Origin of the sequence: Paenibacillus aestuarii, from assembly GCF_027789125.1 — a bacterium.
In the GTDB taxonomy this organism is placed as follows: Bacteria; Bacillota; Bacilli; order Paenibacillales; family NBRC-103111; genus Paenibacillus_E; species Paenibacillus_E aestuarii.
In genome coordinates, this window is sequence record NZ_JAQFVF010000023.1 from 296,745 (window position 1) to 319,939 (window position 23,195).

Annotated in this window: 18 protein-coding genes; 1 reads left to right on the top strand and 17 read right to left on the bottom strand. The window is 49.8% G+C overall.

Features of this window, described 5'->3' with window-relative positions; genetic code table 11:
- Positions 1-91 precede the first annotated feature (91 nt).
- The 17 genes from O9139_RS10030 to O9139_RS10110 form a co-directional block, all read right to left on the bottom strand.
- Positions 92-607 (bottom strand): acyl-CoA thioesterase, encoded by a 516-nt coding sequence (locus O9139_RS10030; RefSeq protein ID WP_270879464.1) that lies wholly within the window; start codon positions 605-607, stop codon positions 92-94.
- Between the two features lie 44 nt (positions 608-651).
- A complete protein-coding gene (locus O9139_RS10035; protein WP_270879324.1) occupies positions 652-2,298 on the bottom strand; it encodes a serine/threonine-protein kinase in 1,647 nt (548 codons plus the stop codon).
- 85 nt (positions 2,299-2,383) lie between these two features.
- Positions 2,384-3,421 (bottom strand): SAM-dependent methyltransferase, encoded by a 1,038-nt coding sequence (locus O9139_RS10040; protein ID WP_270879325.1) that lies wholly within the window; start codon positions 3,419-3,421, stop codon positions 2,384-2,386.
- A gap of 43 nt (positions 3,422-3,464) precedes the next feature.
- Positions 3,465-4,238, bottom strand: a complete 774-nt coding sequence (locus O9139_RS10045) for an ABC transporter ATP-binding protein (protein WP_270879326.1) — start codon at positions 4,236-4,238, stop codon at positions 3,465-3,467.
- A gap of 54 nt (positions 4,239-4,292) precedes the next feature.
- The gene (locus tag O9139_RS10050) at positions 4,293-4,640 is read right to left on the bottom strand and encodes a cyclic-phosphate processing receiver domain-containing protein (RefSeq protein WP_270879327.1); all 348 of its coding nucleotides are present in this window, start codon (positions 4,638-4,640) and stop codon (positions 4,293-4,295) included.
- Positions 4,637-5,479 carry a deoxyribonuclease IV gene (locus tag O9139_RS10055; protein ID WP_270879328.1) on the bottom strand — a complete coding sequence of 281 codons (843 nt, stop codon included), beginning with the start codon at positions 5,477-5,479 and terminating at the stop codon, positions 4,637-4,639. Before O9139_RS10055 ends, O9139_RS10050 begins: the two co-directional genes overlap by 4 nt.
- Positions 5,480-5,493: 14 nt before the next feature.
- The gene (gene mutM / locus O9139_RS10060; protein ID WP_270879329.1) at positions 5,494-6,303 is read right to left on the bottom strand and encodes a bifunctional DNA-formamidopyrimidine glycosylase/DNA-(apurinic or apyrimidinic site) lyase; all 810 of its coding nucleotides are present in this window, start codon (positions 6,301-6,303) and stop codon (positions 5,494-5,496) included.
- Between the two features lie 79 nt (positions 6,304-6,382).
- Entirely contained in the window at positions 6,383-7,786 is a 1,404-nt protein-coding gene (locus O9139_RS10065; RefSeq protein WP_270879330.1) for a ribonuclease H-like domain-containing protein, read from the bottom strand.
- An 88-nt stretch (positions 7,787-7,874) separates the two neighbouring features.
- Positions 7,875-10,121 (bottom strand): DEAD/DEAH box helicase, encoded by a 2,247-nt coding sequence (locus O9139_RS10070; protein ID WP_270879465.1) that lies wholly within the window; start codon positions 10,119-10,121, stop codon positions 7,875-7,877.
- A gap of 213 nt (positions 10,122-10,334) precedes the next feature.
- Entirely contained in the window at positions 10,335-10,550 is a 216-nt protein-coding gene (locus O9139_RS10075; RefSeq protein ID WP_270879331.1) for a hypothetical protein, read from the bottom strand.
- 77 nt (positions 10,551-10,627) lie between these two features.
- Positions 10,628-11,230 (bottom strand): type 4a pilus biogenesis protein PilO, encoded by a 603-nt coding sequence (gene pilO, locus O9139_RS10080; protein ID WP_270879332.1) that lies wholly within the window; start codon positions 11,228-11,230, stop codon positions 10,628-10,630.
- Positions 11,214-12,797, bottom strand: a complete 1,584-nt coding sequence (gene pilM / locus O9139_RS10085; protein WP_270879333.1) for a pilus assembly protein PilM — start codon at positions 12,795-12,797, stop codon at positions 11,214-11,216. The genes pilO and pilM overlap by 17 nt, the downstream gene beginning before the upstream one ends.
- Before the next feature lie 15 nt (positions 12,798-12,812).
- Positions 12,813-13,568 carry a prepilin peptidase gene (locus O9139_RS10090; protein WP_270879334.1) on the bottom strand — a complete coding sequence of 252 codons (756 nt, stop codon included), beginning with the start codon at positions 13,566-13,568 and terminating at the stop codon, positions 12,813-12,815.
- An 84-nt stretch (positions 13,569-13,652) separates the two neighbouring features.
- Complete coding sequence (locus tag O9139_RS10095; protein ID WP_270879335.1) at positions 13,653-14,126, bottom strand: type II secretion system protein; 474 nt, start codon at positions 14,124-14,126, stop codon at positions 13,653-13,655.
- Between the two features lie 30 nt (positions 14,127-14,156).
- Entirely contained in the window at positions 14,157-15,365 is a 1,209-nt protein-coding gene (locus tag O9139_RS10100) for a type II secretion system F family protein (RefSeq protein ID WP_270879336.1), read from the bottom strand.
- Positions 15,365-16,417: a type IV pilus twitching motility protein PilT gene (locus O9139_RS10105; RefSeq protein ID WP_270879337.1), complete on the bottom strand. Its 1,053-nt coding sequence runs from the start codon at positions 16,415-16,417 to the stop codon at positions 15,365-15,367. Before O9139_RS10105 ends, O9139_RS10100 begins: the two co-directional genes overlap by 1 nt.
- A gap of 25 nt (positions 16,418-16,442) precedes the next feature.
- On the bottom strand, positions 16,443-18,107 hold the full coding sequence (locus O9139_RS10110; protein WP_270879338.1) for a GspE/PulE family protein: 1,665 nt from the start codon (positions 18,105-18,107) through the stop codon (positions 16,443-16,445).
- Between the two features lie 385 nt (positions 18,108-18,492).
- Between O9139_RS10110 and O9139_RS10115 the strand changes: the two genes are divergently transcribed.
- Positions 18,493-23,193: a DUF5057 domain-containing protein gene (locus O9139_RS10115; protein WP_270879339.1), complete on the top strand. Its 4,701-nt coding sequence runs from the start codon at positions 18,493-18,495 to the stop codon at positions 23,191-23,193.
- Positions 23,194-23,195: the final 2 nt, after the last annotated feature.

The window sequence follows — 23,195 nt, forward strand, 5'->3', positions numbered from 1 at the left end:
TTGTAGAGAAATGCTCTCCACCATCAACGGTGCTTCCGCTTCGTTATTATACAATTAAATTCATTATATCACAAAATATGGCAAAATCAATCTATATTTCCCACGGATATTTCATTGTGAAATGTCCTGCTAACTTCCTGCTCTCTTCTCGGCGAATACGGCGAATTTCCGCCCGTTGAGGCGCAGATTCGTGCAGTTTGATCTCTTCTTCCGTCTCCGGAACGACTATAGGAACCGCTGCCGGCTTATTATTATCATCCAAAGCGACAAAGGTCAGAAACGAGGTTGCCGCAATTCGCCGTGCACCGGTTTTCAGATCCTCGGTTACCACTTTCACAAAAACTTCCATCGATGTTTTCCCTGTCCAAGTTACAAATGACTCGAGACAAACGGAATCCGACGTGTGGATCGGATACAAAAAGTCTACAGAATCCGTGGAAGCTGTAACGACGGAGCGACGGCAATGTTTGTGTGCAGCGATCGAGGCGATATCATCAATATACGACATCAGCTTGCCGCCGAACAGCGTATTATGATTGTTCACATCCGTTGGGAAGATCCTTGAAGTTTTGAAGCATCTGGACTCTCTTGAAAAACGTTTTTCCATTTCCATTTCCATTTCCATTTCCATAGACCCTCTTTTCAATCATTTCATCTTCTGAATCGGGAAAATAATGATACCCTAGCCCGTGGCCGCTGCCGCAACAATACAGCTTCAGGCATAATAGCCCGAAGCAAGGGCTGCATCGTCTGCTCTAGACGCGACAAGACTTGCTGCTGATCTTGGACGCATTCACCTTTCTGGACTGCGCGCATGACCACTTCCGCGGATATTTCCGGAATGGTGCAAAATGGCGCTTCAGGCAGCGAATCCACCCATTCCTTGTGCAACTGTCCGACTTCCAGCCGATTGACAAGATAGCGCACATGTATGCCTCGCGCACGGTAAGACTCCAATAGCTGCAAAAGGGCCAGCGAGCTTGGGCGATTGCATTTGCCCGGAGACGCATCCAATACAACGACGATCTCGTCTGCGCAAGCCATCAGCTCCTGCACTGAGGCATCCTGCCACTTTGTAGATATGTCCATGATCACGACCGGCTGTTTCACAGCATGCAGCAGTTTAAAAGAATCAGACGGCTGCCACGTTCCTTGAAACCCCTCCGGCTGAAGGGGCACCCACGTGGTAAACCCTCTACGCCATGGCACAGTATCCACCGGCGATTGGCCGGAGGAAAGCACAGCAGCCGCATAGGCATAATGGGCAGGCGCTTGCTGATCGCCATAAAGCAGCATATACAAATCCGGCTCTATAGCTGGATGCTCGACGACGGCATGAGGAACTTGCAGGTGATCCAACAGCCTTGCCAGCGAAACGGCGGCAAAGGTGGATCCTGCTCCGGCAAATAAGCCCCCGACAAGGATCAGCTTGTCCGACACCTGCGTAGACACTGGCTGCTTGCGGCTCATCCTGCCCTTCGGCTCGCCTGCCACGCGCGCCGTATCCGCATCAAGTGCGCGAAGCCGATGCTTCACTTCCAACGCCGACTGGCAGCGCAGCTCAGGCGACTCTTGCAGCAGGAGCTCAATCGTCGACGCTAACGGCTCCGGCACTTTAGCGCGCAAGCTCCCCATGTGCTGCCGTTGATAGGCGTACCGCCCGCGTGTCAGCAAATAGTACAGCATGGCCCCCAGCGTGTATAAATCCGAACGGGCATCCGTTTGCAAGCCCATAAACTGCTCCGGTGCCGCAAAACCGACCGTGCCGATTTGCACGGTATCCGCTTGCTGTCCGATCGCGTAATGCCTGGCAACGCCAAAATCGATGAGTCTCACCATGTCGTGCTCGCCAAGCATTACATTGGACGGCTTCAAATCGCGATAAATAATCGGCCGAGGCTGAAATGTATGCAAATAATGAAACAAATCGCACAATTGAATGGCAATCTGGATCACTTGCGATAACGGTAGCTCCCTGCCTTGTTGTTCAAACAGATCCTGCAAGGTCGGACCTTGAATATAATCCATAACCATATAACAGCTGCCGGTATCCGTCGAAAAATAATCCACTAATTGCGGCATCTGCGGGTGCTGCAACCTCGCCAGCATCTCCGCCTCTTCCAAAAAGGAATCAGGATCAGCGGCAAATCCAGCACACTCTTTGATCGCCCAGCGCTTTCCTTTCAGCTTCAGATCTTCAGCTAAATACACTTTTCCCATTCCGCCCTGACCGAGCAAGGAAAGAATCCGATATCTGCCGCCTAAATCAGCGCCAATGATTCTTTGTTGATTAGGCACGTAAACAAATCGCCCCCTCTACTGATAAGTTTCACCTTGATTATAAGAGGGGGACAATTAAAAATCTAGATTAATTTTCCAATTTCTATAACTTTTGCAAATAGAGCGTCAGCTCTTCACGGTTGTGGAACAATTGCTTGGCTTTAATAAGAAACATAGACGACTCGAACACTTGCATCAGTTCGCGAATCGTTTGGAACGGTTTTTTATGCATCAGCTTCACCGTAATAATCGCCGTACCACCGCTTTGCAACGCGTACAACAGATCGGCGACAAGCCGTGCCATCTGACGCGGACTCCAGCTCATATCGCAGACGAGCAGATCGAACTCATCTTGCCTGAGCTTGACGTCACCGGCATTCTTCTTATATACGGTCAGCATCGGATTCCCAAGCAAGCTGGGATGCATGGCGGCAGGATCGATGGCCGTCACGCGCAAGCCCCGTTCGAGCAGGAACGACGTCCATCCGCCAGGAGCGGCGCCAATATCCAATGCAGCACGAGCGCAGCTGAAATCCAGCCCAAAGCGCTGCTCAGCTTCCAGCAGCTTGAATTTGGCACGGGATATTTGATCTTCTTCCTTATGGAAGCGAATCGCTCCGCCCGACCAGTCGGATAAATTATCCGCAGGCGCGGAAATGCCGGCATACAGCTTGTTCGCACTCACATAGACCGAGACGATGCGATCGGCATACCGGACGACAGGCTCAGCTTGAAGTTCACCCGTTATCACTTCATCCAGCGCTGCTTTCACGGCAAAAGGCGCATACGGTACGTCGGCCTTTTCCTCTTTGCGCACTTGCACGGCAATTTTATCCCCAGGCTGTACCAGCCCTTGGGACGGTAAATCCGCGAGCCAAGCTTGCAGCGCATCCAAGTCCTCATCCGAGCGGCTCAGCTCCCATTCCTGCTGCACCGGCTGGATATGCCTTAGAAAAATCGGCTCCTGCTCCTTCAAGGTTGTGAATACTTCTTGCAGATCTGCAGCAGTTTCGAACAGGAACACTTCCGTCGGCACAAGCAGCGAAAACTTGGCGGCTGGAAACAGCCTGCGGATCTCTTCCTGCGCATACTGGGCAAATCCGTGATTCGACGTGCAAATACATTTGGCTAACGTAGTCATAGCGACATCCTTTACTTATACAAACACATGATGTTGTAGTCTATTAGTTTGAGCTTAAAACTTGAATCCATGGACGCTCATTGGACCATTCAATGGAAAGCTCGACACCGAAAGCCTGATGGAGGTTCTCGGGGGTTAATACCTCTTTTTTCGGTCCGGCAGCAATCAGTTGACCTTGTTCAATGAGAGCAACATGCGTAAATAAGGGTATGATTTCTTCAATATGATGGGTGACATAAACAACCATAATATCCTGCTTGCTCAGTTCATTAATATCGGTCAGCAAGCGTTCACGCTCATATAAATCGAGGCCTGCTGCAGGCTCATCCATGACAAGAATATGGGGCTGCATCATCAGCGAGCGCGCAAGCATCACTTTCTTGCGTTCACCTTGCGATAAAGTGCCCAGCGGTTGATCGGCCAGGTGCAGGATGCGAACCCTCTGCAGCATTTGCAGCGCCCGCTCTTTTACTTCCGCCGGGATATCCTCATAAAAGCGCAGGAAGGCATATTCGCCTGTCGCCACAACCTCCCATACCGGGTCGCTCAAATTGAGCTTTTCGAATAACGATTGCGAGATGTAGCCTATCTTCTTGCGAACTTCTCTGACGTCACATTGACCGTACCGGTTACCCAGCACCTCAACGCTGCCTCTGCTCGGGAATTCATAGCCGTTCATCATCTCCAACAAGGTCGTTTTTCCGGAACCGTTGCGTCCAAGCAACACCCAGTGTTCCCCTTGCTGCATATGCAAATTGACATCTTGCAAAATGTGTCTTTCTTCACGAATAAAATGAATACCGGATAACCGAATCATGATTCCAACTTCCTTTCTATAGGTGAACCGCAACCGCAATCATAACACAGCGCTTTACGCCGTTCCCTGATCTGTCGCGATCTGCCAAAGCAGATCATCCGGCATCCGATGGGGATGGAGCTCCATCGTTTCCGGCTTTGCCGTATACAGCATCTGATACATCCGCGTACATGCAGAAGAATTGGATGTGTGTAAGTATACGCGCTTGGGAAAAATTTGCTGGCTGATCATCCAAGAAACGACATCCATCCCCGTCTCCGTCGTGTTCCACCCTAAATCATAATCTAAAGCTAAAATATCAACTTCACAGGACTCCAGCAGCAGGATGCATTCTTCGGCATTTTTGGCCAGTGCAAATCCCTGAGGACACGGTCGCTGATCATCTAAATAGACATGGATCACGAAGAGCCTTCCTTTCCAATCAACGATTTTACATGCAAAATTTCCTCACGGTGGGTCCCGTCTCTGCCTGTTCCCGTCTCCAAGACAATAGGGATTTGCCTGACATATTTGGATGCTAAAAACGTGCTAAAATTCGCATCGCCAATATGCCCTTGACCGATAGCCGCATGCCGGTCCCGGCGCGAACCCGCTGCATAAACGGAGTCATTGAGATGGATGGCTTTCAAATGGGGAAAATAGTCCAACTGCTCACCGCGCCGTTCCAGTTCTTTCCAATTGCTCCCCTGCCACAAGCCGCTGGCAAAAGCATGGCACGTATCCAGACAAAAACCGATGAGCTCCGGCTGCTCGCAGAGCTTGCGTACTTGCACCATCTCTTCAAGGGCAAGTCCCAGCTGCGACCCTTCACCAGCTTGGTTTTCGAGCAAAATCACTGATTTTCCTCTATATTCACGCGTAGCGCTATTCAAACATTGTATTATATTTTTGTACCCTTGTAACGGGTCTTTCCCAACATATTTTCCAAAATGCACCACAAGCCCCACCGAACCGCAGGCATCGGTAATTTCCAGGCCATTGATCAAAAGCTGCACCATCAAGCTGCGTTCCTGCTCATCAGCGGCTGGATTCAGCGGATAAGGCGCATGCCCGATCGACAACAAGCCGTGCTCACGGCAATACGCAGCGCATGCTTGTGCATCCTTCAGATTGATTGTTTTCGTCGCCAAACTGCGCGGATTCATCGGAAAATATTGAAAAGCATTCGCGCCAATCGCTACCGCCGTCTTGGCCGCACCAATATAGCCGCCTCGTGTGCTAACATGTGAGCCGATAAACATGCATAACCGCCCCCTTATGCCTGGCAATTCGCGCAGTAGAAGCATTTGCGGCTGGACACTTCCTCAAAGACGAGCGGATGGCCGCAGCGCACGCAGGGCTCGCCTTCACGATCGTAGACGCGGCAGCGCGAATCAAATCCGCCGGTCAACCGATCACCGGCATACAGCGGCGACTCCATATAGCCGCCATAACGAATCGCTTCGAGCAGAACTGTCCGCATCGATTGGTACAGACGCTGCAGTTCTTCCTCGCTCAGATCGTTAATTTTACGTGTCGGCAGCAATTGGGCATAAAAGCAAATCTCATCGGAATAGCAGTTGCCAATGCCCGATATGACCGATTGATCGACAAGCGTCACCTTGAGATTGCCTCTTTTCCCTTGCAGCGTCTGCCGAAACCGCTCAAACGTAAAATCAGCCTGCAAAGGCTCCGGCCCCAGCTTCTTAAATATAGCCTCGGCTTCCTCTGGCAGGTGGACATGTAAATAGCCAAGCCGCAGGCCGATAAAGTACAGACTTTTGGCACCAAAATGAATCGTCACTTGAAACGTCCGGTCTGGCTTATCCTCATCAGAGCCAACATACATCCAGCCGCCCAGCATCAAATGCAGGACCAGCAGTTCGCCCGTAGCCAGGATGAATAGCAAATGTTTGGCTCTCCGATTTATTTGTAAAATGCGATTGCCCCTCAACAATTGTGCGAATTGTTCGGGCTCGACATTCAATGATTTTGGCCGTGTCACTTCAACGCCGGTGATTGGTACACCCTGGATCAGCGGCGCTAATTGCTGGCGATATGTTTCCATCTCCGGAAGCTCTGGCATGCTCGAATGCTCCTTGCCGTTTTCTTCCTTTTATGTCCAAAATAAAGGCAAGATAAACGGCTCGACGCCTATTTGCGGCTCATAATAACCCCTCGCTCGCATACACAGGCTTGACCCGGCGCTTGTTCGCTACGCCAGCACCAGCTCCGGCGCCAGCTCCGGACGCGGCAGCCCGCTTACGCTCCGGCTTCTCCTGCTCGAGCTTCGTCAGCTTCTCCTTCAATCTGCGGATGCGATGCTCCAGCGCCTCCTCGATCTCTCGGTGTTTGCTGCTGCCGCGCTGCAAAGAACGGCGCCGCCACAGCTTCGTCCACGCTTCCTCGGCGTAGTGAAGCGCTTCGCGCAAATTTTTCTCGCGATGCTCGTAATATTTCGCCAGTTCCATATAAGGCTCAAGCTGCAGCAACATGGAAGCCTGCTTCGCCTCGACCCAGCGCTTCCACAGGACGACGGCCCGCTCATCTTGGCCATTCTTCTTATAAAAGGCAGCTAGCGCTTGCAGCGCCGACTCCTCATTCGCCTGAGTCCCGGTTGGCGGTTCTTCCGCAAGCAGCCGCGCATACAGCGTGTCCAAATAGATGTCCGCCAGCGCTTTGCGCCCCATTTTATCCAGCCAGAGCCCTGTCCGGTATATCTCTTCCAGTTCGATACCCGCTAAATGCTGCAGCGGTTCCGCCAAGCCCGGTTCTCCACCCAGTAACCGGCCAAAATGAATGGACAGCGCCGCTAACGTGACAATATCGTGCTCATTATGGACAAAGACGCCCAGCAATACTGCCGGATCTTTCTCAGCCAAATACTGAAAATACAACGTCGGCGCCAGCGATCCCGGCACATCGTCCGCCCGCTCGAAGCCAAGGCGGCTTTCCTCCACTTTGCTCAGCCTGCACGATGGCAGCGTGTTGCGCCACAGACTTCTCGACGGATACAACAAGTCGAGCTGCAGAAGCGCCGAATCGTCCAGTTGAAGCCGGTTCAACACATACCGGTTCTTCAAGATCGGCCAGTCAAACGTGCGCCCATTGTACGAGACGATATGGGTGAATCGCGATAGCAACGCCTGCAAATAGACAAGCATCGCTTGCTCTTCCGCAGGGTTGCGGATCAGCAGCTGTTCGACGGTGAACAGCTCGCCAGTATAATAGCCGATGCCGACCATGAACGGCACGTTGCCCGCACCGACGCCGAGTCCGGTCGTCTCGGTGTCGAAGAAGAGCAGCGCTTCGATCCGGACGTCGGCGTCGCGGTCGTGAAAGCAGGACAGCTGCTGCGCATGATCGGCCAGCTCCCGCAGCCGATATTTGCCGTGCATGCTGTCCGCGCCGTACGTACGGCGTCGCATAATGAACGAGCCGGCCGGGCTCGTTTCCACATGGGCGCCGAGCTGCGCCCATTCGCCGCCGGCCTCTGGCGCCGGCGGCGGTGCCTTCTCAGCCGCCTCGGGCTTGCGGAGGCGGCTGAGCTTCTCGCGGAGCCCGCTCATCGGGCACCGCCTTCAGGCTGCACATGCATGATGCTCCACATCATCATCCCATCCTTTTCCGATCATATTTATCAATAATAGAAAATCGTTATAGCATACCTAGCAATTCGATGCTCTTCTGCTTGGCCTTAGTTCCTTCAATCTCCGTGCCGATGCAAGAAGGACAGCCGTCTTCGCATGGACATTTGCGAATCAAATGCCTTGCCGCCGCTTTGATTTCATCAAATCTTCTGTACACATCCTCAGCCAGCCCAATGCCTCCCGGGTAATGATCATAGATGAAAATCGTCGGCAGCTGCGTATGCTCAGCCCTGATCTGCGAGACGACGTGAATATCGCTCCGGTCGCACATTACATGAATAGGTACGATATGCCTGAATACATGGGAAATCCCTAAGAGCAGCTGTTCCAGCGTCTTCGTCCCGATGTCGGGGTCTACCTCATTCAGCTCGATCCAAGTCCCGCTCGTGTGCAGCTCTTCTTCTGGCAAGTTTATCGGACCGTAGCCGATGTTTTCGAAGCTGGTCAATTTGATTTTCTTAAACAATGTCGGCATGGCATTCACTTGCACGTCGCCATAATGAATGGAAGCGGTCCGCCTCTTTTCCGTGCGGTCAACTTCCAGCACTTTCAGCTTCACGGCCAAATTCGCATCGGTGTAATATTCAACACTTACTTCCCTCACGTACGCCTTCTTGTGATCCCAATCCAGCTTTTCGACCTGATACTGGACGCCTTCATGCAAATAAATCGCTTCATCATGCAAAAGAGTCATGGCGCTAAATCTGTCCATTTCGCCGATAATTCGAACGTTGGCAATGTCCGATTGATCGACAATGACGACATTCTCTTGTGCGGCTGAGCGCAGGCTCACTTCGCTGGCCGGGAACGATTGATTCGCCCAATAAAAAGAATCCCCTGCCCGATGCAGAACGCGCTCTTCCACCAAGTACTCGAGCAGGTCTTCGATTTCTAGCGGACCGAATTCCTCCCCTTGTTTGAATGGGAGCTCATAAGCGGCACAGCGCAAATGATCGACGAGAATAATCAGATTCTCGGGGTTAATTCTCGCCGATTCCGGAGAACGATCGAAGAAATATTCCGGATTATGCACGATATATTGATCGATCGGCGTATTGCCCGCGACCATCAGCACGAGTGCTTCCCCATGCCGTCTACCGGCTCGCCCGGCTTGCTGCCAGGTGCTGGCGACACTGCCAGGGTACCCTGTCATGATGCACACTTGCAGTTGTCCAATATCTACGCCGAGCTCCAAAGCGTTCGTACTGACAACGCCCAAAATCTCCCCGTGCCGTAGTCCCCGCTCGATTTCCCGGCGTTGATTCGGCAAATAGCCACCGCGATAACCGCGGATGGACTTGGCCCCGATCTCATTTTTTACCAGTTCCTGGATATGACTTAAAATGATTTCAACCCGCACGCGGCTGCGCGCAAAAATAATCGTTTGAATTTTATTGGATAAAAATTCCTTAGCTAAATGATTGACTTCCACCATAGAACTTTTGCGGATGTTTAACGCTTTATTGGTAATAGGCGGATTATAAAACACAAAATGCTTTCTTCCTCTTGGCGCACCGTTATCGTCAATTAGCCGCATAGGCTCGCCTGTCAGTTGCTCGGCCAGCTCTTTGGGGTTGGCAATCGTCGCGGAGGTGCAAATGAACAGCGGATTGCTGCCGTAAAACTTACAAATTCGCTTTAGCCTCCGAATGACATTCGCCACATGCGAGCCAAAAACGCCCCGGTATGTATGCAGCTCATCGATGACAATGTATTTCAGATTGCTGAATAAACTGACCCACTTCGTATGATGAGGAAGGATCGCGGCATGCAGCATGTCAGGATTCGTAATGACAATATGTCCGACCGTCCTGACCAGCTGCCTGATCGCCGGTGATGTGTCGCCGTCATAGGTGAAGCTCTTGATATCGATCCCCATTTCGGTGATGATCTCGTTTAATTCACTCTTCTGGTCTTGCGCCAACGCCTTCGTCGGGAATAAATAAAGCGCGCGGCTGCCGTCGTCTTCGGCAATCGCTTGAAGAACCGGCAAGTTGTAGCAAAGCGTTTTCCCCGAAGCTGTCGGGGTTACAGCGACGATATTCTCACCACGCCGTACGGTTTCGAAAGCGGTATGCTGGTGCGTGTACAACTGGCCGATTCCTCTTTGCGCAAGCGCGTGCCGTATTCGCGGATCTACGCCCTCCGGCATCGGGCGCGTTCTCGCCTCTTGCGGCTCCACTTCATGCCAATTGACGATATTTTCATTGCCTTTGAGGCCCTGGATCAGTTCTGTTAACGATTTTTTTCGAATCATCTATATTTCACTCCATGAATCATTCTATATTTACGAGCAGCACAAATACCCTCGAACAAACCGGCAGCAAGTGGGCCACTTCGGTTCACGCGTGGGTATCGTATGCTTATCCTGTCTGAGATGAAAGAAACTATGCCTGTTAAAGGATTCATCTGCCGAATCTCCTTACGCATCCGTTTCTTCTATTCTACAGAATACACGTTCGTATGTCTACATCAGATCCGAAGAGTCGTCATAATCATAGGTGATTCCATCATGTTCGGCTCTGGCGACCTGCGGATGCATGTATAAAGCTTGCTTAGCGCTCTCCTGCAGCTTGAGCAGCACTTCAATGTAATCTCTGGAACGGGGCTCTTCATGCTCAACCTTGATCGCTGTCCGTAAGGCTCTTTCAATTATAGCAACATCATGACTTGTAAAATTCACCGTCTGAACGCACCTCTCTTGGCTCATGATTTCATAACTTCTAGTTTTTCCTATTTCCATCATAAGCATACAGGGGGTTAGTATGGAGATTCTACTTTATCAACTTTCGATTTATAAGAAGGATCGTAGTAAGCCTTGAACGATAAATTTGCTGTTATTTTCTTTGTTAAATCTTTCGGCAGGCTGCCAAAATTGACGGTCTCAATTGTAATGATTCGTGGCAGCTTCTGCAGCTTGGCAATTGTGGCGATGATTTCATCGTACGTGCCGGAAAGGGCCGCCGTTACTTTCACCTCTTTCACATTCGGGTTGGTCAGCTTGGTGCTTGCATCCGCTTGCTGCTGCGGTTTATCTACAGTTGTGTAACTGATACTACTAAAAGATACATTGGTAGCTGTTTTCAGGTTGTTCAAATCGAGTGTCAGCTGCTCAATATTATCCCAGAGCGGCAGAGCCGCTTGGATATCTTTTATTGGCATGGTTGGTGTGGATTTCTGTTTTTCTGCTACCTTTTTGGATATCAGCTCTACTTGCGCCTGGGCATTGCTAATTTGCAAAGATTGCTCATTCAATTTGCTTTTGCTTGGCATCAGCAGCAAGTAATAGAGTGCGAATAAACAGAGGAACAGCAAGGCAGCGCCTGCAAGGATGAACGTTTGTGAATTATTTTTGCTGAGCATTGCCAGTGCCTCCTCCTTTAGCAGCTGCTGTGCTGTCTTTGGCCGCATTAGCCGGTATGGCCGCATCCTTCTTCAACGGGATCACGTAATTCGCCGTATACAGCTTCGGCCCCATTATGACTTGGACGCCGCCACTTACGTTCGGATCGGCAGCGGCTGTCGCGCCGCTAGTCGTTTCGGTGATCGCTTGAAGCGTCGCATTTTGGCCGAAATTTAATTTGCGCAATTCAAACAAATATTTCGAGGAGTCATCGATACTGGTAAAAATAACCGTTAAGGCAATCTGCGATTCACCTGAAAAAGCAACCGTGCTCATCTGCGCGTCAACCGGCAGCGGATTCTTGAGATTCGTTATGACATCGACGACGTCGTTCTGCTTCGCTTTCATCGATTGAATGAAGACCACAGGGTCGTTCTGCGTGTCACTGCTTTTCGTCAACTTCGCCTCCAGCGCCGTTTTGCTCTGCGCCAGCTGAGCCAGCTTCGTGTCATTGCTCTGAACGAGCGCTCGATTCGTCAAATAATTATTTGCCGTATACCCCATGCCGGCGACCCAGACGAGAGCGACCAAAGCGATGGCGATATATTTGAGTTTGGTTTCTGTTTTGACGGTCGGCAGCAAATTAACGCGCGCATTGCTCCTGTTCTGTAAAGCCAGGCCGATTCCGACCCGGAATGCATTCACATTCGAGCGAGTCGTGCGCTTCTTGGCGAATCCGTCAAAAGCCGCCTCTGTAACCCGGATCTCTGTCATCGCTTGACTGAGTTCGCTGCACAGCTGCATCCGTCCTTCCCCAGTACCCGTCACAATGATATAGCTGATGCGGCTTGCCCCTTCTTGAATACTGTATTGATAAAAACTGAGCATCCGTGAGATTTCCGCGACAATTTCGCCGATTTGATCCGCCATTAATTGGCCGTCCTCATAATCGCCTCGATCATAAAGCGCAATGCTCCGCATGAAGATCGGGTTCCCATTTTGGAACATATGTACATCTAGCGAAGCTTCGTTCAAGCTCACCAGCATCGACTCTTCAAACAGCTCGTCCTGCTGCTCCGCAATCGCTCTAGCGAGCGCTACCGCGGAGAACTCCACTGCTTTGACATGGATCCCAGCTTCTTCCAGCGCCTTTACATAGCCCAAAATATATTTTTTCGGCGCCGCATATAACAGAATTTGCGTATTCTCGTCGTCATGGCTGACTTTGATGAAATCATAGACAGGATCTTCAAATGGCAGATGAAGCGCCGTTTCGACTTCAAATTCGACGAGCTGCTTCAACTCATGCGCTTTGACGCTCGGAATGGTCATTTTGCGAATAATCACTTGTGAGACGGGAATAGCTAGGATGGCATGCGCCCCTTTCAGCCCTTCCGCTTTCGCCCACGCTTTCATTTGCAAGGTTAGCGATTCATGATTAATAATTTGATCCTCGGACAGGATGCCTTCAGGAATAGCCAGATGTCCGCGGACATCAATTTCCCAAGTTTTTCTTTTTCTTAATTTAACATAACGAACCCCCGTTGAGTCTATCGTAATGCCAATTCGCTTGTTGCCGAGCAACATTATGATCACATCCTGCTATCCGATTAATGTAAGATATGCGTTTATTAAATCCGATCCATAGCCATACGCGATCCCAATTCCCAAAGCCAAATACGGGCCAAATGGTATCGGTTGCTTTCGTTTTGTTATGCCCAGTGCTTGCAGCACGCCACCTATTATTGTGCCGATCAAACAGGCTAACAACAATGCCATGATGATTTGCGAATAGCCCAGCACGAAGCCGCAAAGCAGCATAAGTTTGGCATCCCCCATTCCCATTCCGCCTCTGGACACCACAGCTATGAGCACAATCAAGCCTCCGCCTGCAATGGCCCCTACTACATAATGCCACCAAGGTAGTTCATGGCTAATCACCCGCATGATGATGAACAGTGGAAGAAAGAAGAGCAGAACTTTGTTGGGTATGAGCATATAGACCAAATCTGCAATCGTGATGATAACGAGCAAGCTGATGAGGAGCCATGCCGTCAGGGCTTCCCAAGTAAAGCCAAAGTGTAGATATGCCCATACATAAGCCAAGCCTGTTGCGAATTCTCCGAACGGGTACAGCACACTTACCTTCGAGTCACAATATCGGCATTTGCCGCCGGACACTAAATAGCTGATTACTGGTAAAAGATCTCTCGCCTTCAGACGAGTTTTGCAATTCGGGCATGACGACGGCGGATGCAGAACGGATTGTCCGGCAGGCACGCGCAAGGCGACCACGTTAAAAAAGGAGCCGAACACGAGACCGATTATGAACAAATAGATGGCAATAAGAGTCGTCATGGCGTTGGATCGCTTTCTATTGAAATTTTAAAACAGGAATCGGAATGAACCGACTCCTGTTGGGGTTGTTATAGGTGGTTAAAATTAAGTTGATGTAGGTGTAGGTGTAGGTGTTGCTGTAGATCCAACTAAAACACTTGCAGGCTGAGTAACTGTTCCATTAGCAGTTGTTAAACTAACCGATATTAATGTCCCATTGCTGTCATAATTCACGCTTCCACCTGTAATTGTACTCTTTGTACTTGGAAGCACTAAATTGTTATCAAGGTATCCTTGCAATTGCAGCCCTTTTGTCTGACTGTTTAATGTTCCGCTAATAACTGGAATTGTCACATTTTTTGCATCTCCCGCTAACTCAGCAGTCACATATAGTCTGCCAGCATCCATAACTTGACGGAAAGTTGCGATATCAGCGTCATTCTTGGACTTGTTGATGATATTACTAATCAGTGGCACCGCAATTGCCGCAATAACCGCCAAAATAACGATAACTGCCAGCAACTCGATCAGTGTAAAGCCTTTTTCATTTTTTTTGAATTTGTTAAGCAATGATTTCATGTAAAATCCTCCCCAGGATAATTGATTGTATTAACCAATATTAGAATAAATTGTAAACATCGGAACCATAATCGCGGCCACAATGGTGCCGACGACGCCGGCCAAAAATACGAGCAGCAAGGGCTCGATTAATGATTTGAGACGGTCAACGGTGTTCTCTACATCCATCTCATAGAAATCCGCAACCTTCTCCAGCATCAGATCCAGCGAGCCGGTCTCTTCACCAATCGCGATCATTTGGGTAACCAGCGGTGGGAATACCCAAGCTTTCTTGAGCGGCTCCGACAGCGGATTGCCCTGGCGAAGTGAGTCGGCCGACTTGCGGATATAACTGCCGATGACGCGATTATTTACGGTTTCTTCGACGATCGATAAGGACTGGAGCACCGGAACCGAGCTTGCGTATAGGGAGGACAGCGTCCGCGTCAATTGTGCGATCGCGCCTTTTTGTCTCAGCTTGCCGAATACAGGCGCTTTCAGCACGGCATAATCGATCGCGTAAGCGCCTTGAGGCGTCCGTTTGGCGACTTGATAAATCAATATGATCGCAATGATCGCGAACACCCAGGCATACCACTGATTTTGAACGCTCTTGCTAAGCGCCAGAACAAACTTTGTAACCAGTGGCAGCTCAGCGTGCATCGATTCAAACATGGAGACGAATTGCGGCACAACCGATTTTAACAAATAAACAACAGCCGCCATGGCCATGAGCCCGACGACAACCGGATAGGTTAACGCCGATTTAATTTTCTCGCGAGTCACGTGCTCTTTCTCATAAAATTTCGCCATCCGATCGAGGGTACCGTCCAAATCCCCGGTTTCTTCCCCGGCACGAATCATGTTCACGAACACCGATGGAAATATTTTCTTATGTTCGATGATCGATTGCGACAACGACACCCCTTTCGCCAAGCTCGCTGCAACTTGGATCAAAGCTTTGCGCAATGGCTTGCTTTCCGTTTGTGCGGCCAAGATGTTCGTTGCTTCGACGATATTGACGCCGGCGCGTATTAATGTTGCGAATTGCCTGCAATATACAATAAAGTGTATCGCCTTCACGGGATTGCCTATGTATATATCCATCTTCAATGCTTTGAACTGTTCTTCTTTCACTGACAGAACAATGTAACCTTTGCTTCGCAGCTCTTGAACCGCAATGGACTTGTCCGAGGCTGTAATTTTGCCTTTTTGCTGTTTACCGCGCGGGGCTCTGACCAGGTAAATATATTCCGGCATTACATCACTCCTGCTTCAACCAAATAGCCTTTAGCGGCCAAGGGATCGATCAGCCCTCGCTGCATCAGTTCCTTAATGGACGTGTCCAGCGTGTGCATCCCTTGGCTGCGGCCCGTCTGCATCACGCTCTTGATCTGATGCACCTTCTCCGAACGAATGAGATTGGCTACGGCTGGCGTATTGATCATAATTTCCGTTGCGCAAGTCCGGCCCTGTCCGCCAGGCTTCGGAAACAAGCGCTGGGAAACGACACTGGCCAGTACGGCTGCCAGTTGGACGCGGATCTGCCCCTGCTGATGCGCCGGAAAAGCATCGATGATCCGGTCAATCGTCTGCGGCGCGTCTGTCGTATGCAACGTCGCAAATACCAGATGACCGGTTTCCGCCGCTGTGACCGCTGCGGAGATCGTCTCCAGATCTCGCATCTCGCCAACCAGGATGACGTCGGGATCTTGTCGCAGAGCAGCCCTTAAACCATTGGCGAAGCTTCGCGTATCGCTGCCAACTTCCCGCTGGTCAATCACTGACGATGCATGTTGATGCAGAAACTCAATCGGGTCTTCCAGTGTGACGATGTGCTTCTTCTCTTGGCGATTAATGTAATCGATCATCGCTGCGAGGGTTGAAGATTTGCCGCTTCCGGTGGGCCCCGTCACAAGCACCAGACCTTGCGGCTTGAGCGCAAGCTGGCTGATGACGGCTGGCAGCTGGAGCTGCTCCAAACTCGGAATCTTGGCCGGAATCGTCCGGATCGCCACGCTGACACGGCCGCGCTGCATGTAGGCATTGATTCGGAAACGGGACATGCCTTCCAGCTCATACGAGAAGTCCAGCTCCCCCGCTTCGCGGAACCGCGCAATTTGCTCCTGGCTAAGCAGCGCTTCGGCCATAGCTCGGGTATCCTCTGCGGTTAGAGGCTCCTGCGGGATGGCTTGCAGCATGCCATGCACACGGAGTACCGGTGCAGAGCCGACAGACAAGTGCAAATCGGAAGCTTTAGATTCATAGGCCGTTCTCAAAAGTGCAAAGATGTCTTGCTGCGATGTATGCAATGCTTCATCCCCTCTCTTCCGCGCATTAATGTGCGACTGTCTCCCGAATGACTTCCTGCAAGGTCGTAATCCCTTGCACAACTTTATGGATGCCGTCATCCAGCAGTTGGATCATCCCCTGCTTCGCCGCGGCTTCACGCAATTCCTGAAGCGTGGACGTGTCGCTGACGAGCTGTCGCAAGGAATCGTCGGCTTTCAGCACTTCGTGGATCGCCACCCGTCCGCGGTAACCGGTACGGTTACAAGCACCACAGCCTGCGCCTTTGTAGAGCTTGTCCGCATGAATGCGTTTATTCTGCATAAAAATCAGCTCTTGCTCGGTCGGCGTGTATGCCGTCTTGCATTCCGTGCAGATCCGGCGAACCAATCGCTGGGCGACGACGCCAATCAAGGACGATGCAATCAGATACGGTTCAACCCCCATGTCGCGGAACCGCGTAATCGTACTGACGGAATCGTTCGTATGCAAGGTTGACAGCACCAAATGCCCGGTCAGTGAGGCGCGAATTGCAATCTCTGCCGTCTCTGCGTCGCGAATTTCCCCGACCATGACGATGTTCGGATCTTGCCTGAGAATCGATCTCAACCCTGCGGCAAACGTTAGTCCGATCGTCGGATTGACATGAACCTGATTAATCCCTTGCAGTTGGTACTCGACCGGATCTTCAATCGTGATAATATTGGCGTTCTCTTTATTTAAATGGCTTAGCGCTGAATAAAGCGTAGTCGTCTTCCCGCTTCCCGTAGGACCCGTAATGAGCAGAATGCCGTACGGCTGCTCAATCATCTCTTTAAACACCGTCATATTGCGTGCGCCAAAATCCAGTTGTTCAATCGGCTTAACCCCTGCCGTCAAATCAAGAATCCGGAGCACGATCTTCTCGCCATGAATGGTCGGCAGCGTAGAAACCCGGATATCCACATGTTTGAATTCAACATGCATTTTAATCCTTCCGTCCTGCGGCAGCCTGCGTTCGGCGATGTTCAGCTTGGCCATAATTTTCAAGCGGGCCGTAATAAAGCCCTGCATCTGCCTTGGGATGACCCGTTCAGTCCGCAGATGACCGTCGATCCGATAACGGATGGTCAAATTCGCTTCACCCGGATCGACGTGGATATCGGATGCCCTTAACTGAACCGCTTGCTGGATCATTTGGTTCACTAAGCGGACGATCGGAGCATCTTCATCGGTAATCTCCGTTTCCTTAATCTCATCCGCATTGGGCATGTCCGTCATCATCTGGCTCATCGAATCCTGCAAGCCGTAATGCCTTGCAATCGCGCGCTGCAGCTCGTCCCTGCTGGAAATCGCCGGTTCAATGCGGAAACCTGTGCTCATCCGCAACTCTTCAATGGCGAAATAATCGAGTGGATCGGCCATCGCGACCATCAGCTTGCCGCCTTCTTTATGCAGCGGTATCGCTTGATACCGGCGCGCCATACTTTCCGGAATAATCTTGGCAATGTCCGGATTGATCTGGTATTTGAACAAACTTACGTGTGGAATGCCCAGCTGGAACTCCAACACCTCAATCAGCTGCTGTTCCGTTATGTATCCTTGTGTAATGAGCAAATCGCCGAGCTTCTGCTTGCTTTTGCTCTGTTCTTTAAGCGCTTCTTGGAGTTGGTCTTCAGAAATAATGCCACTTTCGACTAACAAGTCTCCTAATCTTTTTCTAACAAGTGCCATTTTCAATCAACCCCGTAACGAAAATCTTAATATTTTTTTCAATATAGTTCCAAAGTCCTATTACGTAGATAAGACTTCTCGCTAAATTAGTTAGAGACAAGGCTATTATACAGTACGAGGATACAATTTGTATATAAATTACCGCTTAAAGTCATGCAGATTTCGCAGGTAATATTTGCAACATCGTGCAAAAATACTAGATTTAATCATTGCTTTATCGTTTTTTTGCTCGTTTCGACAATTAATGACATATTCTGAAATTAATCGAAAACTTTTCGCGGTCATGTGCACAAAAAGTATTTCTTTCATGTTAGGAATAGTAGTAAAATAGTCATGTGCAGCTTAACAAATGAAACATGCTGCTAGATTACAGGAGGAGAGAACTATGTACCGATTGAAAAAAAAGAAGATCAGTCTTTTATTGATCGCTTCGCTCAGTACAAGCTTAATTAGTCTCGCCGGCATACCGCCGACACCAGCCCATGCGACTGGCGCGAGCAAAGTTGTTAAAATTCTTGAGATTAAAGACTTGGACAAACCTGCAAGTGGTGATACGGACACCATCACTTCTGATTTAAGTCCGATTCTCGGATCAGACAACACATTTAAAGTTGAAACCGTGAGCATGAAGAAATTCGTCGCTCTTCGCGACGAGCTGGACGGCAAGTACGATGCCATTTATTTTGGCAAAAGCTTGTTCAATCCTACGCCGGAGACAGGCAGTGGAAGTCCCCGCAATCATAATACGCGTTATGAAGAGAACGACATCACAACGCTTAAATCGGATGAAATCCGGGATAAGTACATAAGCAAAGGTTTACCGGTTATCGTGTATGACGACAGTACCGGGCATCGCGGGGCGCTGCAGCAAGGTTATCTGAATAGCAATAACAACTACGTTGCCAGCCATAAGAAGCTCTACGACTTATTTGCTCCTTATAACGCTACACCTAAACCAAACGATAACGTCATCTTTGTAAGTAGTTCGGATATTTCCAGCAAGAGCAATTTTATTACCAAAACAAATATCACATCGCGTGCGAGCGCTAGGCCTCAAATAACGTTAAATAGCGGTCCGAAGGATTATACGGTTGCTGCCAATCAAAGTTTCAGTTATACAGCTGGGGACACGCTAACGTATAATTTCGATCTATCCAGTGTCAGCAATATCAGCCAGCGTAATCTCGTAGCGAATCTGTATTTGGGCGTCGACAGCGTCCTTGGCTTCAATGCCAATCAATTGGTCGCTACAGCGCCTGTCACGTCGCTGAACGGCAATACGATTTCATTTACGCTGCCGAAGGGCTATTCCGGCCTTTACTATTGGCGGCTGGAGGTTGTCGATCAGACAAGCACAGGCAAGCTGAAAGATGCCGTTTCCGGAGTTTTCCGTTTTAAGGATCAAAAACCGGTTATTAACGTTCTTCAGGTGCTTCCGGATAATACGAGCAACGCCAGCAGTTTGCTAAACAGCACTAATTTGACGCAGAGCTATTTGGACCAAGAGGATTATACAATCAAAATTTCTGTAATGAACTTCTCTACGTTCAACGCCTCGGAGTATGCAAAGCTGAACAGCAGATATGACATGCTTATTTTCGGCTTTAACGATGAGTACAACAAAACGGCTAACATTACGCAAACGCCGGCTGATGCTGTAAAAGACTTCATTCGAACAGGCCAAGGCGTCATGTTTACGCATGATACGGTTTACGAAGGTAACCAGACATGGATAACGAACTTCCAGATTGCAACGGGCCAGACCGGAACGAAAACGAACTTGGGGTTAAGTGCCCCTTATTCTTCGACATCAACTAAAAAAGTGAACGAAGGCTTGTTAACCCAGTATCCTTTTTACATCAGTGGAACGACGCCTGCGGTCGCTACGACGCATGATCAATATTATAAACTTGATTTAGAGGATAAGTCGCTCATTCCATGGTATAACATTGACGGCAGTCCACGAGATAAGGATGACAGTTGGAATCACTACTACACGTATTCCAAAGGGAATGTCACCTATTCAGGTACGGGTCACAACTTTGTCGGTTCCAAGCTAAACAGCAACTTCCCGGATTGGGAGCAAAAGCTTTTTGTCAACACGATGTTCCGTGCTTTTATCGGTTCGAACCATAAGCCAACTTTGGACATCCTGGCTCCTGTTCCTTTCTCAGCAACGGATAAGAACTATATTTCATCGAATAGTGACATTTCCGTCAGCTTCAAGCCGAACGATTTGGATTTGAACGATAAGAAGGTGACCTCTTCAATTACGTTCAAATACACGGATGCGTCCGGCCGTGTCATAACGAACACTGTCATGCCGGATACCGAAACAGTTAAAGGCGAAACGGTTACCAAAACCTTTACCAATCCGTTGGCAGCGACAGGCGGCGATCTCACGATTTCGGTGACGACGAAAGACGCTCAAGGCGCTATGGAAACAAAAGAAGTCGTCGTCAAGGTCATTACATCGACGAACTTGACGCCGGATCGGACCATCTCTGCCGATAAAGTGGAGAAAAATAGTTCGATCACGGTCAACTATGCGATCAAACCAACGGCTAAAGATTACAGCGCTTCAACGAATGTCAGTGATTTGACGATTAGCGGGATTCATTACCGGGAAACATTCCCAGCTAATTTGCAGCTTAGCAACTATCCAACAACACTGACAAAAACAGGCACATTGGCTAACGGCTTCACACTGGAAGGAGACCTGCCGAACATTACTTACCGCCGGGAAGGCAATAAGTTCGTGGCAGACAACTACAACTTCCAGATCGTCGTGCAACCAACGACCAATGGCGATTATTCGCTTACGAATGCCCTATTAAGCTATCGGGATTATTTGAACAGCACCAGCTCGCAGAGCGTTCAATTCCCGAATAAGGTGTTCTCAGCTTATACAAAGTTAACTTCCTTATCCTTGGATAACATTACGATTGCGAAAGGCGATGTCACCAAGCTGTTACCGAAATATAGTCCTGATGACGCGACGTACCATAGCAACGAGAACTTTACCTGGTCGTCTGACGCTACAAGTAACGTAACCGTTACAAGCAGCGGTCAAGTGACTGGGGTCAACGCAGGTACAGCTCGCATTACGGTTACGGCAACAGACGGCAGCGGTCTTACGGCAACGGGCACCGTTTCGGTCATCGAACCGGGACTTAACATTGCTGGCCCATCAGAAGTTGCGGTTGGCTCGGCCATCAATCTGCAGGCTGCCTTGGTTACAGCGGGCAATGAAGCCATCACCTCTTTGCAGTGGAGCTCGTCGAATAATGCAACTGCGCAATTTACGGTGGCCGACCAGCCGACAGGCACATTGTCAGGTAAACAACCTGGTACTGTCACCGTGACAGTTACGGTCACAACGGATAAAGGCCAGACATATACCAAAACCTATACAGTGACTGTCTACCAGCCACTGACAAGCTTATCGATTCAAGATGCGACGATTCGTGTCGGCGAAGAGATCCGTGCAGCCTACGGACCGGTCGATGCCCGCAACACCACGCTTAGCTGGAGCACAACCCAGCCAAGCATCGTCGATGTCAGCGGCGGCACGATCAAAGGTCTAGCGCCTGGAACTGCATCGGTAACGGTCAAATCGACCGACGGCAGCAATCTGTCAAGCACAGCGACGATTACCGTGAAGAAGCCTTCTCTCACGTTCGATGGCCCAACGATGGTCAAAGTCGGTGATAAGATTACGATCCAAGCTAATCTCGATACGGTTAACGAACAAATCAGCAGCGTGAAGTGGCTAGTTACTGCTGAAGATCAGCAGAAAGCAACATTTACGGAGAACGCCGACCATAACGATTTGGTTCGCAATCTGCTCGGCAAGACCCCGGGAGTCATTAACGGCTCAATCAGCATTACAACAGATAAAGGCAATACCTATCCGACTACCGTGAACCCGGCAAGCTTCCATGTTACGGTATACGACTTTAACCTGGATGACGCCAAATTGCTCGTAGGCGAAACCGCTACGCTGAACCCGGTGTTAGCGCCGGCAGGCCTTGTCAGCTCCAATTACGATTGGAGTTCCAGCAACACAAGCGTTGTCTCTGTTGACAGCAACGGAATGATAAAAGGCAATGCTGCTGGTACGGCCACTATCACTGTCACTTCCAAGGACAATCCGAATATCAAGGACACAGCGACGATCACTGTGTCGCAGTATCCGGTTACGATTGATCTTAATGGGCAGCTGCTGGTCAATGGATCTGTGGATTTAAATGTCGGTGATGCGATTACGCTTACGGCGAGTTTCAACTCATCGAATCAGAAATTAGCTGAAGATCCGACATGGGAAATTACAGATGCTAGCCATGCGACGGACATCACGCCATCCGGAAAAAGCGCAACGAAAACTTTTAAAGGACTGCAAGAAGGCACGGTGACTGGTAAAGTAACGGTCACAACGACAGCAGGCGTGAAGTACACGTCCGAGCCTTTCACGATTCATGTGAAAAACCCGATTCAATCGGTCGACATTACGCGTGCAGACAACTCGACAGCGCCTGTGAATGTGAATGATTCCGTCAACCTTAAAGCTGTCATCACACCTTCCAGCGCAGCCGTGAGCAGTTACAAATGGTTCATTCTTGAAGAAGGTACAACTGGCGGCGCTGCCTTAAGTTCCGATAGCTCTTCACAGGTTACCTTTACAGGGAGAAAACGCGGCAATGTTATCGTGAAGCTTCTCGTGATAGGTAAATACAACGAAGAAAAATCATCTACAATAACCATCAATGTCAAAGAAAACATGACGGCCATCCAATTGCCGGAAGGTCCGATCAAGTTAACTTTGGGATCGGCGACGAACAGCGCCCGCGATTTGTGGAATGAGACAACTGTCGTTCCTTCCTCCATGAAAAGCGAGATCAAAGATCAAGTGAATTGGAGCGTTTCCGACAGCAGCGTCATTAAAGTCGTGGACGGTGTCGTAACCGGTGTGAACAAAGGTACGGCTACAGTGACGGCGACATACACCAATGATGATGGTACGCAACAACGCGATACGGTTACGGTTATCGTTGAATCGCCAAGAAATTCACAAAACAAATATTAGCA